Genomic DNA, 15,078 nt, shown 5'->3' on the forward strand with positions numbered 1-15,078 from the left:
CAGACGGAGCGAACGTCACTCCAGCGAAGCGATGCAACTCACCAAGGAGCCACCCCGATGACCACCCGCCTGAACCCGATCACCACCCCGCGCCACGAACTCCGCGCCGAGAAGGCGCGCCGGAACAAGGAAGCCGCGCTCGCGGCCTTCATCGGCAAGAAGGCGGAGATCGACGAGATGCTCGCCCGCCTGCAGGCGCTCAGCGACGACCATTTCAACTGTCACCCGGACGAGGCGGGCTGGGCCATGGTCGGCACCCTCGAACACTACGCCAGCCTCCTGAAGCGCATCACCGACAGCGCCTTCGGCGAGGGCGAGCACGCCCGCTGATCTCCGGCAACGCCGGAACTCCCGCCGCGCGCCCTGCGCGGCTCGGGGTCGTAGAAGGCGCCGCATGACGCGGGCCCGAATACGGAGACGACCCCATGACCAAGATTTCCGATACCCAAGCCATCATCCTCAGCTCTGCCGCACAGCGCGAGGACCGCATCGCCCTGCCGCTCCCCGACAGCCTGCGCGGCGGCGCTGCCGCCAAGGTGGTCGGCGCGATGCTCGCTAAGGGCTTCCTGCAGGAGGTCGACGCGGACATGCGCAACGGCGAACCCGTCTGGCGCGAGACCGGCGACGGCCACGGCGTCACGCTGGTCGCCACAGACGCAGGGCTCGCCGCCATCGGCATCGAGCCCGAGGACGCGAACACCGCGCCTGCGGGCGCGACGGACGCGCCGACAGAGGAGCCCGCGCCGGACACTCCCTCCGAGGCCGAAACCGCGCCCAAGACGCGCACGCCGCGCGAGGGCACCAAGCAGGCCACGATGATCGCCATGCTGCGCGCGCCGGACGGCGCGACCATCGAGGATATCATGGCCGCGACCGGCTGGCAGTCGCACACGGTGCGCGGCGCGATGGCCGGGGCGCTGAAGAAGAAGCTCGGGCTCGAAGTGACCGCGGAGAAGGTCGAGAACCGGGGGCGCGTGTACAAGCTCCCCGCCGCCTGAGGCACCGGACCCCGACAAGTTGATGACCGCCGTCCCTCCGGGGCGGCGGTTGATCATCGCCGGTAACGGACAAAATCGACGCGAAGAGCCTTTTTCGGACTTTGGCCCCTTTAGGGATCGGATCGAGGCATCGGACAAACTCCGTCCGCACTGAGACATAGGGAAGAAGTGGATGTGCAGGCGGTGCCATCTGTTTCGGCTCTTCCGAGACGTTTCTGCTCTGGCCCGATGGACAAGAGCCTTCTTCCCGCAGAAAGTGCGATGTCATGGATATGAGCGAGAAAACAGACAAACAAATTCAGAATCTGATCGAGAATCACCGCCGCGCCGGGAAGCTCGACGCCCCGCTGGCCGTAGCGGCTATCGCAGAACAAGGTCGACGTAACAAAGTGTTCAACTTCAAGGCCGGCATCGAATTCTTGTTGCAGGCGGCGCATGACAAGCGTCCGGTTAACTATCGGCAGTTGGCCGAAGCTGGCGGTGTGCTGAAGCCCGGCGACGTTTGGCACCAACACATGGCCCGGAAGATCCCGCTGTCCCAAATCGTAGACTATGCCCACACCCACGACCTGCCAGCTATCACTGCGTTGATTGAGACAACGCAGGGAGTGACGGACAGTATTCTTGCAGGGTTCCAGAAAGGGCTCGACGATACCGGAATTCGCGTGCCATCGGGCATGTCCATCAAAGAGTTCTATTTTTCAGAACGGCAACGTGCCTTCGACTGGGCCGCCTCCCAAGAACCGCTCGGTTGAACTTGTGCTGAACCCTCAGTGAGTGTCCGCTCCGTCCGCATAGCCGACGGCGGTTACCGCATCCTGATCGCTTCGAACAACCGCCGCAAGGCGAAGGACCGAACGATGCTGACCACCGTGAACACCGCGCCCATCTTCAGGTTCTGGGCCAGCGTCGTGTGCAGCCCGAAGACCGGGAAGATCAGGATCTGCGTTACCACCGCGACGCCGTAACCGACGATCACGTTGGCGACGGCCTCGACCAGCGACATGAGGCGGGACTGCTTCATGCCTCCACCTCATCCATCGGCCAGCAGTTCAGCCGCGAGAGTTCGCAGCGCATGCGCCGCAACCAAGGGGACCACGCCGTTGCCACAGAGGCGAAGCCGGTCCACCCGGTGGGCCAGCCCATCAGCGCCTCGACGAACAGCGGGTTCAAGGTCCGGCGCGCATCGGAGGTATCGCCCCCAGCCATCGGCGTCACCAGGACCTGGCGGCCAAGCAGGCCGTTCACCGGGGTGTTCGCCAATGTCGTCGCCCCATCCTTGTGATCCCGCGCCGTCGGCGTCATCCACATCTGACTGGCATGGGTGAGGTCCGCTGTCCGACGGTTGCCTGCACTCGGCTTGTTGCCGTCCGTTGCCATCGGCGTCGGCCAATCCCGCGCCATCCGGTCCAGACCCTTCTCGTCGCGCCTGTCGCCGCCCCGGCTCCGAAAGCAGTCGATCTGCGGCGTCGGCCACAGCGCAGCCGTCGTCGCGAGGTTCATCCCGTGCTGGCCTGCTTCCTGCGAGGGCGTCGGTTTCGTCTGCCGGTTCTCGTTGGCGCTGGCCCTCGGAGTCGGCCAGAGCCGCAGCAGTTCCGTCCGGTTCCCGCCACTCGAACGGGTGCCAGAGCAGGCGCGCGGGGTCGGCCACGTCGTCCCCCTCGCGGATGGCGAGGATGAAGAGCCGCTCGCGCTTGTGGGGCGCGCCGACTTTCGCTGCCGTAAAGAGGCCTGCCGCAAGGCGGTAGCCCATTTCGACCAGTCCTGCGGCGACTTCGGGGAAGCCGAGGCGGAGATGATGGGCGACATTCTCGAGGAAGACGAAGGGCGGCTCGACCTCGCCGATGATGCGGGCGACATGCGGCCAGAGGTGTCGCGGGTCGTCCGCGCCCCGGCGCTTGCCTGCGACGGAGAACGGCTGGCACGGATAGCCCGCAGTGATGATGTCCACCGCGCCGCGCCACGGGCGGCCGTCGAAGGTTCCAACGTCGTCCCAGACAACAGCCCGATCCAGGGACGAGTCTTCCATCCGCGCCACGAGAGTGGCTGCGGCGTAGGTTTCCCGTTCGACATGGCCCACAGTTCGATATCCGGGCAAGGCGATGGTGAGCCCGAGGTCGAGACCGCCCGCGCCGGAGCAGAGGGAGAGGCCGAACAGGCATGCGTCTCCGGCCCCGGAAGCGCCTCCGGAGGAAGGTAGAGCCAGGTCATGCATGTCACGCGGCGGTCTTGCGCTTTCGCGCGGGTTCAGGGGCGGCGTCCGTGTCCGGCGTATCGGCCGTGGGTTCGGCGTCGTCGCCCAGCCGCTCGGTTTTCACCTCGGCGAAGGTCCGACCATCGCCGTCGAGGATCGCGTCGCGGCCGGTCTCGACCTGCCAGCGTTCGATGGCGACGTCGACATAGGCCGGGCTGATCTCCATCGCGAACACACGACGGCCGTTGGCTTCGCCCGCCATGATCTGCGAGCCCGAGCCCGAGAACGGCTCGTAGCAGAGGCCGCCCCGAGCGACGTGCTGGCGCATCGGGATCCCGAAGGCGTCGAGCGGTTTTGGCGTCGGATGGTCGGGACGGTCGTCCTTGGCGAAGCTCGGCAGCGCCCATGTCGATGGCAGGGTTTCTTCGGCCACCTTCGGCGGGCGGTTCGGGCGGCGCCAGCCCATGAAGCAGGGCTCGTGCTTCCAGAGGTAGTGGGACCGGGTCAGAACCCCGCGGTCCTTCACCCAGATGATCTGTTGGTGGACGAAGGCGCCCGCCTTTTCCCAGCAGGCTTCCAGCATCGCCTGGCGGCGCGAGGCGTGCCAGCAATACCAGGCGGCATCGTCGGCGATGGCCTCGGCGACCGCCGCAGCGATGAAGCCGTCGTAGAGTTCCGCTCCCTGCGAACTGTCGTCCCAGGTCGTGCCATAGGATGCGGACCAATCCTTGTTGCGGGTCGGATGGTTCGAGCCATCGTAATCGACGAGATACGGCGGGTCGGTCGCGAACAGGATCGCCCGCTCGCCATTCATCAGGCGGCGCACATCGGAAACGCTGGTGCTGTCACCGCAGAGCAGACGGTGGTCGCCGAGGATCCAGAGATCGCCAATGCGCGATGCCGGGTTGCGCGGTGGCTCGGGGATGGTCACCGGCGGCACGGAGCCCCCGGCGCCACCTTCTTCCCCGTCCCCCTCCGGCAAGAAGGCCAGCAGCTTGTCCAATTCGCCGTCGGAGAACCCGACCAGCGACAGGTCGAAATCCTCGGCCAGCAGGTCGTTCAGTTCTGCCGACAGCAGCGCCTCGTCCCAGGTGCCGAGTTCGGTCAGCTTGTTGTCCGCGATGCGGTATGCCCGCCGTTGCGCCTCGGTGAGGTGACCCAGCACGATCACCGGCGCTTCGGTCAGCCCCAGCTGCGTCGCGGCCAGCACGCGCCCGTGCCCGGCGATCAGTTCGCCGTCCTCGGCGACGAGGCATGGCACCGTCCAGCCGAACTCGGCCATGCTGGCGGCGATCTTGGCGACCTGGTCCGCGCCATGCCCCTTCGCGTTCTTCGCGTAGGGCTGGAGGCGCGACAGCGGCCAAGTCTCGATCGCGTCCGAGGCGAAGCTCAGCATCATGGTGGGCAAGGTTCCTCGGTCGGGTGGATACCGGTGGCTTCCGGACTCCGGATGCCGGGCTGGACTCCACACGGGGTCCAGCGGCAACCAGCGGTGTCCGGTCGTAAGGCCAGCGTTCATTGGTGTTTGCGCGGGGCGCGCGTGGGTCCGGCTTCCGGGTGGCTTCCCAAAAATCCGGCCCTGTCGCTGGCGATGTTCCGCGCTTCGCCCGCCAGCATACGAAAACGCCCAGGAAGGAACCGGAAACTGCCATGGGGTGGACCCCGGCCGGACCCTCGCCGGATGCCGGGGTCCAGAAGGTCCCCGTCAACGCAAAGGGGAGAGCGAGCTTTCCAGCGCACTCTCCCCATCTTGCCTTCGGAATAGCATGGATCTGTTGCAGATGTCGAAGGAAAAAGTGTTGCAACACATTGGAGTCACTGCGCATTCAGCCGTGCAGCAATCTTCGTCAGCGCCAGTTGCCAGCGACGCCACGCCGTCGTGCGGTCGCAGCCCAGCTCCCCGCTGATCTGCTTCCACGGCACACGGGCTGCGCGCGACCAGACCAGCTTGCGCTCCGCCTCCTCGATCCAGAGCACCCAGTCGAAGGTCTGCTCGAGCCGGGTGATCGCGGCGGCCGAGGGCCAGACCCGCATCGGCTGCGGCTCCATCGCCGCGATCTCGCGGCTGGTCCGCACGATGTCGGGCCAGGTGTTGAAATAGCCCTGCGCCTTCACCGGCGGCAGCTTGCGCAGGGTGCGGAACGCCTCCTCGAAATGATCGGCGACGCACTCTGCGGTCCATTCGCGATCAGCCATGACGCACCTCCCTGTCAGAGGGGCGCGGTCCGTAGAGCTTCTCACCAAGCTGGCGGACCAGTTCACGCTCGGGCCAGGTGAGGCGGTCGTCATCGGCGGAGACCGCGAGGACGCCCTGTTCCTGCCAGCCCTCGCGCTTTACCTGTTCGGGATCCCGGCGTCGGCCGCCGTAGCCATGGGGGTGCCATCTCATGCGACACCTCCCTTCGTCTCGATCGCCCAGAGCAGGATGGCGATGGCGTCGGCCTCGTTGTCATCGGCGGGGCTGAAGCCCCGGGCGCGGACGGCGGCGACCATGGCGGCCTTGCCTGCGTTGCCCTTGCCTGCGGCGTGACGCTTGATCGTGCCGACCGGGACGCCCTCGTAGGGCACGCCCCGCAGCTCTGCCCATGCGGTCAGTGTGGCCATGAGCCCGCCGTAGATGTGACTCGCGTCGGTGCCCGCGTGGCGGCGGACTTCCTCGAACCAGATCGCCGCGACCGGCCCGGAGAGCCGGTCGATCTCGGTCAGCCAGTTGGTGAAGCGCAGGTAGCGCATGCCGCCGCCGTCGAAGCGGCCGGGGCGCAGCGAGACGGTGCCGCTGGTGATCAGACCGTCATGGCCGCGGATTGCCCACCCGGTCGAAGTACCGAGGTCGAGCGCGAGGATGCAGCGGTTGCGGGGGGTGTCGAGCGGCAGCGATTCAAACCTTGCGCCGTCGCAATTGGGGATCAGAGTCGGCTGAGCCATGATGGGTCTCCTTTGCCGGTGGCCTGTGGCGGCGGAAGACGACGGCGGTCTGGTGCTTGGCGGTACGGGGCCGCCGTCGTCGGATCGGGAAGCACAAGGGAGCGTCACGGCGGCGCGCGCGGCTGGCCCGGACGTATGGGAGGAGTGGCCAACCCTGTGGGGTGGCCCTCCCATACGTAGTATGGGGGTTTGACACCTAACTGTTCCGGGGAGGGCAAGTGTCTGAAATCATTGCGGAATAAGACTTCATGAAGTCTTCGGGCATGAGTGAGGGACCTAACTCTTATTTGCCCGTAACCCGTTGATTTCGTTGAGTGCACAGTTGGCGCTGTCATATGAGTCAGGCCTCACTCATATGAGTTAGGTCGTCCTCGAGCCCCTCCGGGTAGACCCAGACGGCGGGGTTTTCGACCTGCAGGCAGAGCCCGGATTGGGGGCACTTGAAGTGGCTGGGCAGGACCGGACGGGCGCTTGTGGCGACCTCGCCGGTGTCCGGATCGACCTCCTCGACGGGCGCGCCGAACTGCATGCCCTCGACGCAAAGGTAGCCGAACCGCGACCGGGTGACGGGGAAGCCGAACCCCGAGGGGTCGCGCAGGAACTTCACGAAGCCCTTGGTCGCCAGCACGCTGAGGCGCTCGCGGATCGTGTGCTTGCTGCCCAGACCTCCCCGGTTCTCGAAGGTCTCGGCGAACTGCATGGCGGTGTAGAGGCGCTCGCTCGCAGCCTCATCCAGCAGCATGCCGAGGATGACATCGTGCTTGCGCAGCCGTTCGGCATCGAGCTTGGCGCCGACCTCCTTGCGCACCAGGCGCTCGTTCAGCGGGTTCAACTCGACCCACTCGCCCTTCACCTTGTCGATCAGCTTGCCGGGCAGCGCGGGGCCGTTCCGAAGCTCGATCTCCAGCCTGCGGACACTGCTGTCCTCGTCGGGCCGGCGCATGAGCAGCCCCGAGGTGTAGAAGCCGCGCAGCGCGCTGGCGCCGGAGAGCGCGAGGAAGGGATCGTCCTTGACCTGATGCTTGCTGGCCTTGCGGGTATGGTGGGCGAGGATGACGCCCGCGTCCGGATTGACCGCCTCGCGCAGGAGCTCGACCCGGTCCTTCAGGAAGAACATCATGGCGCTGTTGTCGTTTTCGCCGCCGCCCTCGGGGCCACCGTCGAAGAGGTTGCGGATCGGGTCGATGACGATGATGTCGGGCGGCGCGTTGGAGAATGCGGCCCGGATTGCCTCGGCCACGCGGGCGACACCCTCCGCGTCGAGCAGCAGCTTCAGTTTCGGCGTGGCGACGAAGGTGTCGCGCGCGGCGGCGATCACGGTGGCGGGCAGCGCGATCTGCTGCATGCGCTCGCGCAGGTAGTGATACTGGATCTCGGCTTGAAGGTAGAACACGCGCAGCGGCCGGGGCGGCGTGAAGCCGAGGAACGGCACGCCAGCCCGCGAAGGGGTCGAGGCGGCCCTCGTGGACGAGGCGTACGTAATGGCCGATGGCGGCGCTGGCCCCCTGGAAGCGGGACCAGTCATCAACCGCGCCCTCGCGCACCGGCGTTGTGAGCACAGCGTCGATGCCGGGCTTCGCGGTCGGCGCGGCAACATCGCTGGCGAAGCCCACGCCGGGCAGCGGCGGCATCTCTGCGACCTTTTCGGCGAAATCCGAAAGATCCAGCTCGACGTCGCGATGCTCGCGGATCTGCACGAGGCGTTGATGGCCGTGCTTGTGATAGACCGTGCCGGGCACCCGGATCGGCTGGTGCGCCGAGCGGAAATGCGTGTCGCCGCCGACCTTCACGGCGATCTCACCGCGCAGGCGGCAGAGGGTGGCCAGATCCTCACCTTCGACGGGTTCGGTCAGTTTCCACCAGACATGGAGCTTGGCCGCGCCCTCTGGCGTGCGCCCGCCGCTTTCGATGATGAGGGTCGGCGCGCCGAGGTGGCGGGTGACATGGTCCAGCTTGGCCGGGATATCGCCTGCGTCGAGATCGACGACGATAGCCTGCATCTGCAGCACATCGGCGGCGCGGGCCTGACCCTGCTCGGCGACGGTGCCGGGGATGACATAGACGGCGGCGCCCTCGCGGTTCGCCCATCCGGCGAAGGTTGCGAGTTTCTCGGGCGCAGTGTCGTCGGCCGGGATCCAGATGTTGTGCGGCTTGCCGTCTCGGCCCTGACCCTTGTCGACGAAGCCGCGGAGCGGGATCAGCCCCTCGCACCAGCTGAACACGGTGTCGAGGAAGACGGCGATCTGCTCGGGGTCGGGGTCGCAGCCGAAGGGGTTCTCGGACGGTGGCCCGTCGTTGAAGTCCATCCACGGGTTGAAGTGCAGGATGCCGTCGTCGCTCATGCGGGAAGCCTCCAGCAGCGCTCGGACCACGGGCAGAAGCGGCATTCGAAGAAGTCGGGCGTGGTGGCGACGCGCGGCAGAAGCTCGGCCGCGTCGGTCGCCTGCAGGATCCGCACGCCCCGGTCGGACATGCGCTGCGCGAGATCGGCGTCGAAGGGCACCAGTTCGTGGTGCATCTCGGCCGTGTCCTTGTTGATCGCGGTAAACACGGCGGGCGCGGCCGAGATGCCGGGGACCGTCCCTTCCATGTAGGCTTGATAGACCGCGATCTGCGCGGCGTAGACCGGCTTCGACTTGGTCACGCCATCCTTGACGCAGGCCCGCCAGTTCTTGGCGTTCATCGTCTTGCATTCCCAGAGCGCGGGAACGGCAAGCCCGAAGCCCTCAGGGCCCGCGGCGACGATGCCATCGACATGGCCCCGGATGCGCCCGCCCGCGACCGAGAAGCCGAACTGGCCGCCATCGGGCCGGTTGCCCTTCCGGGTGTATAGATCGAAGCCCGCGCCGCGCAGCCAGGCGACCGCCAGATCCTCGAGCGCATGGCCGATGGCGAAGATCCGCAGCGACTGGCCGCTGAAATCCTGGCCCTCGTCCTTCGGCGTCGCCGTAAACTCGAACTGCAGGGCCCGCTCGCAGGCATGGCCGAGGCGGGATCCGCCCAAGTAGTCGCGGGGCGGCCGCGTGGCCTGATCGGCGGTGAGCGCCTGATCGACGGTGGCGTTCACCCGGTCGGCGAAGCTGGGGCGGCGGTTATAGTCCAGCATGTTGGCCTCCCTCGTAGCTGCGGTGGGCGAGCCCGTGGCAGGTCGAGCAGAGCCATTCGACCGAGAGCGGCGCGTCATAGTCGTGGTGATGCGCTTCGAGGTCGGTCACGCAGCCACATCGCTGACACCAGACCGGCACGACTATCCGACAAGCCTTGACGGCACGCCTGACGATGCTGTGGGCCCGATATTTCTCGGCGTGGCGCAGGCGATAGCGACGCTGCGCCTCCCGATGCTTCTCGGGGTTCCTGAATTTCTGCGCGTAGGCGCGCTGGTATTCCCGGCGGCAGTCGCGGCACCAGGTCTGCCGACCATCGGGACTGAGCCGTCGGCGTCCGAACTCGCAGACGTCCTTCTCGACGCCGCATTTCGTGCAGAGCTTGGTCAAAACGGCACCTCCGGCGTCTGCGCCCGGGCGATGTCGGATATGGCCTCGCGGAAACCCTCGACGGCTTCCTCGATCAGCGCGCGCACCTGCGCCTCGGTCAGATCCGCAAGCGGGGTGGCCCAGCCGATCTCGTCCATCAGCAGCGCCACGCGCTTCATGGTGGCGGTGATCGCGGCGCGCTCTTCCTCGGTCAGGTCAACCATGGCGAAACGCTCCCTGGCCAAGCGCGTCCAGAAGGACTGGCAGGGCATCGAGCAGAACCAGACCGATGGCCGGCGCCGCTTCGACCGGTGCGGATCGAACCAGCCAAAACCACGGGTGGGTTGCCGGCAGACAGCACAGAGCGTCCCACGCGGATGCCAGAGCCGCCGCCGGTCCTCGGCGGTGATGGGTGTGGATGTGGGCATGGGTCATGCCGCCCTCCGTTCGGGTGCAGCCGCAGCGTCGATCAGTTGGCGGATGGCGCGCTTGTTGAAGCCGAAGGTCATCAGCGCCGAGGCGCGGTAGCGCGTCAGGCCGAAGTCATGGCGGCATTCGGGTGGCAGGTACTGCAGCTGCTTTTCGGTCGGCGGCTGGCGCAGCCAAGAGCGGGTCTTGAAGGCGCTCTCGTCGGTCTCGTGGGTGTTCAGCCAGTCGTCGGCCTGCGCGAGGCAGACGGTGCGCTCGCCCACACCCAGCAGATGCGGGCGTTCGCCCTTCGCCCCGCCGATGGCGTACCAGACCCCGTCCAGCCAGAAAATGCCGCCCCAGGCCGCGAAGCCCGTGGCCATCAGCGCGTCGTCCGTGCCGTAGAGGTCGACCCAGGCGAAGCTGGACCGCTTCAGCAGGTCGATCTCGGTCATCATGAAGCCCGAAAGCGGCGCGGCACCGCCGCCTTCACCGGCCTCTTCGTCCTCCCGCGGGAAAACCTCGCCGCAGAGCGGGCATTCGGTGGCGGCCAGCGGGATCTCCGCCTCGCAGGCCGGACAGGACTTGGTGGGCGCCTCGCCGGTCTCGGTCTTGCCGTCGAGATCGACATCCTGTTCCAGCGTGCCGTGGATCAGGCTCGATGTCCCGAAATCCAGCACGACGCAGTCGGTCTTGACGATGCCGGGATGTTCCTCGGGGTCGACGGTGCGCAGGCCGCGCCCGACCATCTGGATCATCGTGGACTTGTAGGAGCTGGGGCGCAGCAGCACGACGCAGGAGGTGGGCGGGTGATCCCAGCCCTCGGTCAGCACCGCCACGTTGACCACGACGCGGATATCGCCCGCCGCGTAGTCGGCGAGGATCGCCTTGCGGGTCTCGGCCGCCAGATCGCCGTGGATCAACGCGGCGGAAACGCCCGCCGTCCTGAAGGCGTCGGTGACATGTTCGGCGTGGGCGACGGTGGAGCAGAACACCACGGTCTGCCGATCGCCTGCCTTCTCCTTCCAGTGGCGGATCACCTCGTCGGTGACGGGCGCGCGATCCATGATGCCCGCCACCTCCGCCATGTCGAAATCCGACATCGTCTTGCGGACCGAGCGCAACTCGTCCTGCACGCCCACATCGATGACGAAGGTGCGCGGCGGGACGAGGTGGCCCGAGGCGATGAGCTCGCCCAGCCGCACCTGGTCGGCCACGTTGTCAAAAACCTCGCGCAGGCCTTTCCTGTCGCCCCGGTTCGGCGTCGCCGTGACCCCGAAGATCCGGGCGTCGGGATTGGCTTCGCGCACCCGGTCGATGATCCGGCGATAGCTGTCGGCGACGGCATGGTGCGCCTCGTCGACAACCAGCAGGTCGAGGCGCGGCATGTCAGCGAGGTTCGAAGCCCGCGCCAGCGTCGGCACCATGGCGAAGGCGACCTGGCCGCCCCAGGACTTCTCCGTGGCGTCGATGACCGAGGTAGCGACGCCGGGCACTACGCGCTGGAACTTGGCGCGGTTCTGCGCCGTCAACTCGTCGCGATGGGCGAGCACGCAGGCCTTGGCGCCCGAATTCTTTGACATGGCGCCGATCATCTCGCCGGTGACCGCCGAGAGCATGATGGTCTTGCCCGCACCGGTGGGCGCCACGCCCAGCGTGTTGCCGCGGGAAGCGAGCGCAGCCACGCTGCGCTCGACGAAGGTCTTCTGGCGGAGGCGCAGGCGCATGGCCGGGATCCCCCTTACTGCGCCCAGCTCGGCCGACCGGCGGCGCCGGGGGCGGACGCGGGCTGGCTGGGCTGGGTGGCCGTGGCGGGCTGCTGCACGGCGTGGCCCTGCGCCGGGGCGGCGGCGAACTGCGACGCGACCGTGCCCATCAGCGCGGCGTAGTCGCGGTGATCGGGCGTGACGGCAGCGCGGATCTCGTTCTTGTCTTCGCCGTTGGTGTCGGTGCCGATGTCGATGCGGGCGACGAACTCGACGCCGTCGAGATCGCCGAAGCCGTTGATGCGGCGGCGCGGCTGCGCCTCGGGCGAGTTGTCCTTGTCCGACACGCCGCGCGCCGAGTTGAGGATGCCGCGGATCAGGCCGCGCCCCATGTTGGCCCAGTCCGGGCCCTTCGGGCTGTAGAGGCCGATCAGCGACCAGACCTTGCGGCGGGCATAGGGCCCTTCGAGCACCGTGTATTCGGCGTCGAGATAGACGGCGCCGGTGGCGGCGCGGCGCGCCCAGCCGCCGGTCCAGCCCTGCGAGGGGTCGTCGAAGCCACCCGGGCGGAGCGTCAGGCGCACCTTGGCGAGCGTGCCCTTGGGGATGACGTTGGTGTTGGATTGGGCGGAGTTGAAGTCGTTCCAGGGTCCGGACATTGCGCGGCTCCTTTCAGTTGGAGGATGGGACGCGCAGAGGCGTCAGAAGGGGAAAGCCACCCCGGGGACCGGATCGGGACACCGGGCGTGGCGAGAGGCGCTCAGCCATGGCTGGGCTCCTGCGCGGGCGCGGGATCGGCCGGGGTCACCGGCGGCCAGGTCAGGCGTTCGGAGGCAGGCGCCGCGGGGCGCTGGATCTTCTCCATCAGCCGGCCGAGATGCGGGGCCTCGACCCTGTCGAGGCGACCGGAGCGGTCCTTGGCGGGATAGCCCCAGGGGTTCAGCGTCTGGCAGACGAAGGCGCGCTGCGACTGGCCGCCCGGGTCCGGGATGTCGGCCATGGTGATGACCTGATCCACGATTCCGGGCAGTTCGAGCCCGGTCTTCGAGCCGTCGATCTGCGGCTGGAAGACCTTGCGGTTGAAGTCGTCGAGCCGCTCGTCGAGGATGCCGACGAACCAGACATGCTTTCCGCGCGTGTGCTGCAGGTGGGTCAACCACCCAATCATCTCGCGGCCATGCAGCCCGTAGGCGCCGCGGATGTCGGGCTTCCCGGTTTTCTCGGAGAACGCCTCGGGCTGGCCACGGCACCACTGGAAGCAGAGCCGCCCGGCCACGGTGATCGAGTCGATGAAGACGGTCTCGTACTTCCCGATCACCGCCGGATCGCCGTAGCGCCCGCAGACCTCGTCGAAATGCGCCTGGCTGTAGGGCTGGTCCTCGCGCAGCGCCGGGTTCGGCCCGCCGATGAACACCGCGAAATCGCGGCATTCCTTCCAGGTGCGGGGCCGGAGGGTGTCGATCTCCAGACCCTCGACCGCCAGATCGCCAGCCTCGAGATCGAGGAAGAGCGTGGTCGAGGCGTTCAGCGTCCAGAGCAGGCTGGTCTTGCCGATGCCGGACCGGCCGAAGATGACGCCCTTGATGCCCTTGCGTTGCGCGAGCCGCTCATCGGCGCCGATGATGGGAAGGGCCATCACTGGCCCTCCTTCTTCATCACCGCCGTGGCGGCGCGGTCGGCACCGATGCACCCCGCCTCGCGGGCGAGCTTGTAGAGGCGCTTCAGCGCGTCGGCGCGGCGGTAGGCGGCCGTGCTATCGCGCTCCGCTTCCACGACCGCGAAGGCGATCTCGTCGACGGTCGCCTCGACGACCGGTAGCGGCTCGCGCGGCTCGTCACCCGCGCGCTGCGGAAAGGCGATGGTTTCGGGGAGGTCTTCGAGCGCGTAGCTCGCCTTGCGAAGACGGGTGATGTCGTCCGGCTGGTCCGGCATGGCTTTTCTCCGTGAGATGAGGTGATCGAGGAGGCCCATCACGCGGCCTCGCGGACGTCGGGCGCGGGCTCGGCGACGTAGATCGCCAGCAACGGCGTCCCGTCGGCATGGGCGCCGGCGTCCTCAATCTGATAGTTGCGGTTGGGCTCGCAGACCTCGGTCAGCTCCCAGCGGCGATAGAGCCCCGGAAGACGCCTGAAATCCTCGAGCGACAGATCGGCAGTGCGGTTCATGCGTGTCTGCTTTCGGTTGGAGGGAAGGCGCTCGGGGGCGCTCGAATGGGAAAAGCCACCGGCGGGACCGGATCGGGACATCGGCTCAGGGGATTTCCTCGAGGGCGTCGTGCAGCCGGCGCATGGCGCGCTGGTACCGCTTGCGGGCGGCGGCCTCGGTCAGCCCCAGTTCGACGGCGACCTCGGCTTGCGAGAAACCCTCGATCGCCACGCGGATCACGAGAAGGGCGTCATCGCCGAGCAACTTCCGCACGGCGCCGTTCAGCCGTGCATACCCGGCCGCGCCGATCCCGCTGTCACCGCTGTCCGCCACCTCGTCGGGATCGGCGCCGCTGGCGAGATGTTCGCGCGCCGTGTCGCGCCGGCGCACGCGGATCATGTCGCGCTCGACGTTGCGCAGGACCGTGGCCGCGATCCAGTTGACGCGCCCGAGGTCGAGCCCGCGGACCGCCTCGGTGGTGCGCGCCAGAACGTCGGAGGCGACCTCGTCGGCGGTGCCGATCCTGCGCCAGATCGACCGGCGGCGGATGGCGTCGAGGCCGGGCCAGAGCGCCAGCAACAGCAGCGTCAGGGCGCAGTCGGACGCGGGTCCGTCGCCCTGCGCCGCCCTGACGAGCGCGGAGAGGATCACGTTCTTCTGGCCCTGATCGCCGGGTGTGCGGTGCAGCCCATCCAGCAGGGCCGCTGGATCCCGGAACGGTGCGAGGTCGGCCTGCGCGCGCCGGACGGCGTCGAAGCTGCGCTGGAAGTGAAGGTTCGTGGATGAATGCATGAGGTGATCACGGATCTCGTGCCACGCGAAGGACATCGGACGCCTGCCTTGCGGCCAGGCGTCCGGCGCCTTCTCGTGGCCAGGTCAGGACGTCGCGCGTCTCTGCGATTTCAGGGGATTGGGTGAATGCGCGCCTCAGCGCGCGGGTGCGGTCGCGTTGTTCAGCGTGCCGCAGCCGCGGCAGGTGGCCTGAACCGGAAAGCCCACGAGATACTCGTGCCCCCGCGCGAAGCGCAGGTGCATGCGGCCGTCCCGGCAGACGCCGAGCAGCTTGTCACAGCGCGTGCAGCGCCATTCCGAGTTGTGGGTGGTGGGCTTGGTCTTTGCGGCGCCGGACCAGCTCGACTGGGCTGTCTGGCGCGGGGGGAAGGGAGTCGGCATGGAAGTGCTCCTCTGATGTGGAGCCCTTCCAATAATCAGCGGTTTGTTAGACCGTC

At 67.8% G+C, this 15,078-nt stretch carries 20 protein-coding genes and 1 pseudogene; 3 read left to right on the forward strand and 18 right to left on the reverse strand.

From position 1 onward, the window contains the following. Nucleotides 1-57: 57 nt before the first annotated feature. The 3 genes from CDO87_RS12550 to CDO87_RS12560 all read left to right on the forward strand — a co-directional run bounded on the left by CDO87_RS12550 (nucleotide 58) and on the right by CDO87_RS12560 (nucleotide 1,753). Nucleotides 58-330, forward strand: a complete 273-nt coding sequence (locus tag CDO87_RS12550) for a hypothetical protein (protein WP_066813809.1) — start codon at nucleotides 58-60, stop codon at nucleotides 328-330. 95 nt (nucleotides 331-425) lie between these two features. Continuing rightward, on the forward strand, nucleotides 426-998 hold the full coding sequence (locus CDO87_RS12555) for a DUF3489 domain-containing protein (protein ID WP_100929092.1): 573 nt from the start codon (nucleotides 426-428) through the stop codon (nucleotides 996-998). A 266-nt stretch (nucleotides 999-1,264) separates the two neighbouring features. Continuing rightward, on the forward strand, nucleotides 1,265-1,753 hold the full coding sequence (locus CDO87_RS12560; RefSeq protein ID WP_100929093.1) for a hypothetical protein: 489 nt from the start codon (nucleotides 1,265-1,267) through the stop codon (nucleotides 1,751-1,753). A gap of 53 nt (nucleotides 1,754-1,806) precedes the next feature. Here the strand turns inward: CDO87_RS12560 and CDO87_RS12565 are convergent, their stop codons facing one another. From CDO87_RS12565 to CDO87_RS12640, 18 genes and pseudogenes are all read right to left on the reverse strand, one after another. Further along, nucleotides 1,807-2,022: a hypothetical protein gene (locus CDO87_RS12565; protein ID WP_100929094.1), complete on the reverse strand. Its 216-nt coding sequence runs from the start codon at nucleotides 2,020-2,022 to the stop codon at nucleotides 1,807-1,809. Next, entirely contained in the window at nucleotides 2,019-2,501 is a 483-nt protein-coding gene (locus CDO87_RS27015; RefSeq protein ID WP_198521908.1) for a hypothetical protein, read from the reverse strand. The genes CDO87_RS12565 and CDO87_RS27015 overlap by 4 nt, the downstream gene beginning before the upstream one ends. A gap of 157 nt (nucleotides 2,502-2,658) precedes the next feature. Next, nucleotides 2,659-3,213: pseudogene (locus CDO87_RS27020) on the reverse strand (DNA cytosine methyltransferase); the annotation flags it as partial. A gap of 1 nt (nucleotide 3,214) precedes the next feature. After that, nucleotides 3,215-4,591 carry a site-specific DNA-methyltransferase gene (locus CDO87_RS12575; protein ID WP_100929096.1) on the reverse strand — a complete coding sequence of 459 codons (1,377 nt, stop codon included), beginning with the start codon at nucleotides 4,589-4,591 and terminating at the stop codon, nucleotides 3,215-3,217. Between the two features lie 416 nt (nucleotides 4,592-5,007). Beyond that, nucleotides 5,008-5,388, reverse strand: coding sequence for a DUF6362 family protein (locus tag CDO87_RS12580; protein ID WP_100929097.1), 381 nt, complete (start codon nucleotides 5,386-5,388; stop codon nucleotides 5,008-5,010). Then, nucleotides 5,381-5,581, reverse strand: a complete 201-nt coding sequence (locus CDO87_RS12585; protein WP_100929098.1) for a hypothetical protein — start codon at nucleotides 5,579-5,581, stop codon at nucleotides 5,381-5,383. Before CDO87_RS12585 ends, CDO87_RS12580 begins: the two co-directional genes overlap by 8 nt. Next, a complete protein-coding gene (locus CDO87_RS12590) occupies nucleotides 5,578-6,117 on the reverse strand; it encodes a hypothetical protein (RefSeq protein WP_254698102.1) in 540 nt (179 codons plus the stop codon). Before CDO87_RS12590 ends, CDO87_RS12585 begins: the two co-directional genes overlap by 4 nt. Before the next feature lie 340 nt (nucleotides 6,118-6,457). Beyond that, nucleotides 6,458-7,549, reverse strand: a complete 1,092-nt coding sequence (locus CDO87_RS27230; RefSeq protein WP_254698104.1) for an AAA family ATPase — start codon at nucleotides 7,547-7,549, stop codon at nucleotides 6,458-6,460. Between the two features lie 906 nt (nucleotides 7,550-8,455). Next, nucleotides 8,456-9,223: a hypothetical protein gene (locus CDO87_RS12600; protein ID WP_100929099.1), complete on the reverse strand. Its 768-nt coding sequence runs from the start codon at nucleotides 9,221-9,223 to the stop codon at nucleotides 8,456-8,458. Further along, nucleotides 9,210-9,611: a hypothetical protein gene (locus tag CDO87_RS26755; RefSeq protein WP_157814984.1), complete on the reverse strand. Its 402-nt coding sequence runs from the start codon at nucleotides 9,609-9,611 to the stop codon at nucleotides 9,210-9,212. The genes CDO87_RS12600 and CDO87_RS26755 overlap by 14 nt, the downstream gene beginning before the upstream one ends. Further along, complete coding sequence (locus CDO87_RS27235; protein ID WP_254698106.1) at nucleotides 9,608-10,018, reverse strand: DUF6511 domain-containing protein; 411 nt, start codon at nucleotides 10,016-10,018, stop codon at nucleotides 9,608-9,610. The genes CDO87_RS26755 and CDO87_RS27235 overlap by 4 nt, the downstream gene beginning before the upstream one ends. Nucleotides 10,019-10,021: 3 nt before the next feature. Continuing rightward, nucleotides 10,022-11,725, reverse strand: coding sequence for a DEAD/DEAH box helicase (locus CDO87_RS12610; protein ID WP_100929100.1), 1,704 nt, complete (start codon nucleotides 11,723-11,725; stop codon nucleotides 10,022-10,024). A 14-nt stretch (nucleotides 11,726-11,739) separates the two neighbouring features. Next, nucleotides 11,740-12,363 carry a hypothetical protein gene (locus CDO87_RS12615; RefSeq protein WP_100929101.1) on the reverse strand — a complete coding sequence of 208 codons (624 nt, stop codon included), beginning with the start codon at nucleotides 12,361-12,363 and terminating at the stop codon, nucleotides 11,740-11,742. Nucleotides 12,364-12,464: 101 nt separating this feature from the next. Continuing rightward, entirely contained in the window at nucleotides 12,465-13,340 is an 876-nt protein-coding gene (locus CDO87_RS12620; RefSeq protein ID WP_100929102.1) for an ATP-binding protein, read from the reverse strand. Then, nucleotides 13,340-13,636 (reverse strand): hypothetical protein, encoded by a 297-nt coding sequence (locus tag CDO87_RS12625; protein ID WP_100929103.1) that lies wholly within the window; start codon nucleotides 13,634-13,636, stop codon nucleotides 13,340-13,342. The genes CDO87_RS12620 and CDO87_RS12625 overlap by 1 nt, the downstream gene beginning before the upstream one ends. Before the next feature lie 38 nt (nucleotides 13,637-13,674). Next, complete coding sequence (locus CDO87_RS12630) at nucleotides 13,675-13,869, reverse strand: hypothetical protein (RefSeq protein WP_018303655.1); 195 nt, start codon at nucleotides 13,867-13,869, stop codon at nucleotides 13,675-13,677. Nucleotides 13,870-13,954: 85 nt separating this feature from the next. After that, a complete protein-coding gene (locus CDO87_RS12635; protein ID WP_254698108.1) occupies nucleotides 13,955-14,641 on the reverse strand; it encodes an RNA polymerase sigma factor in 687 nt (228 codons plus the stop codon). 135 nt (nucleotides 14,642-14,776) lie between these two features. Continuing rightward, complete coding sequence (locus CDO87_RS12640) at nucleotides 14,777-15,022, reverse strand: hypothetical protein (RefSeq protein WP_100929105.1); 246 nt, start codon at nucleotides 15,020-15,022, stop codon at nucleotides 14,777-14,779. Nucleotides 15,023-15,078: the final 56 nt, after the last annotated feature.

Source organism: Sagittula sp. P11, from assembly GCF_002814095.1.
GTDB lineage: Bacteria > Pseudomonadota > Alphaproteobacteria > Rhodobacterales > Rhodobacteraceae > Sagittula.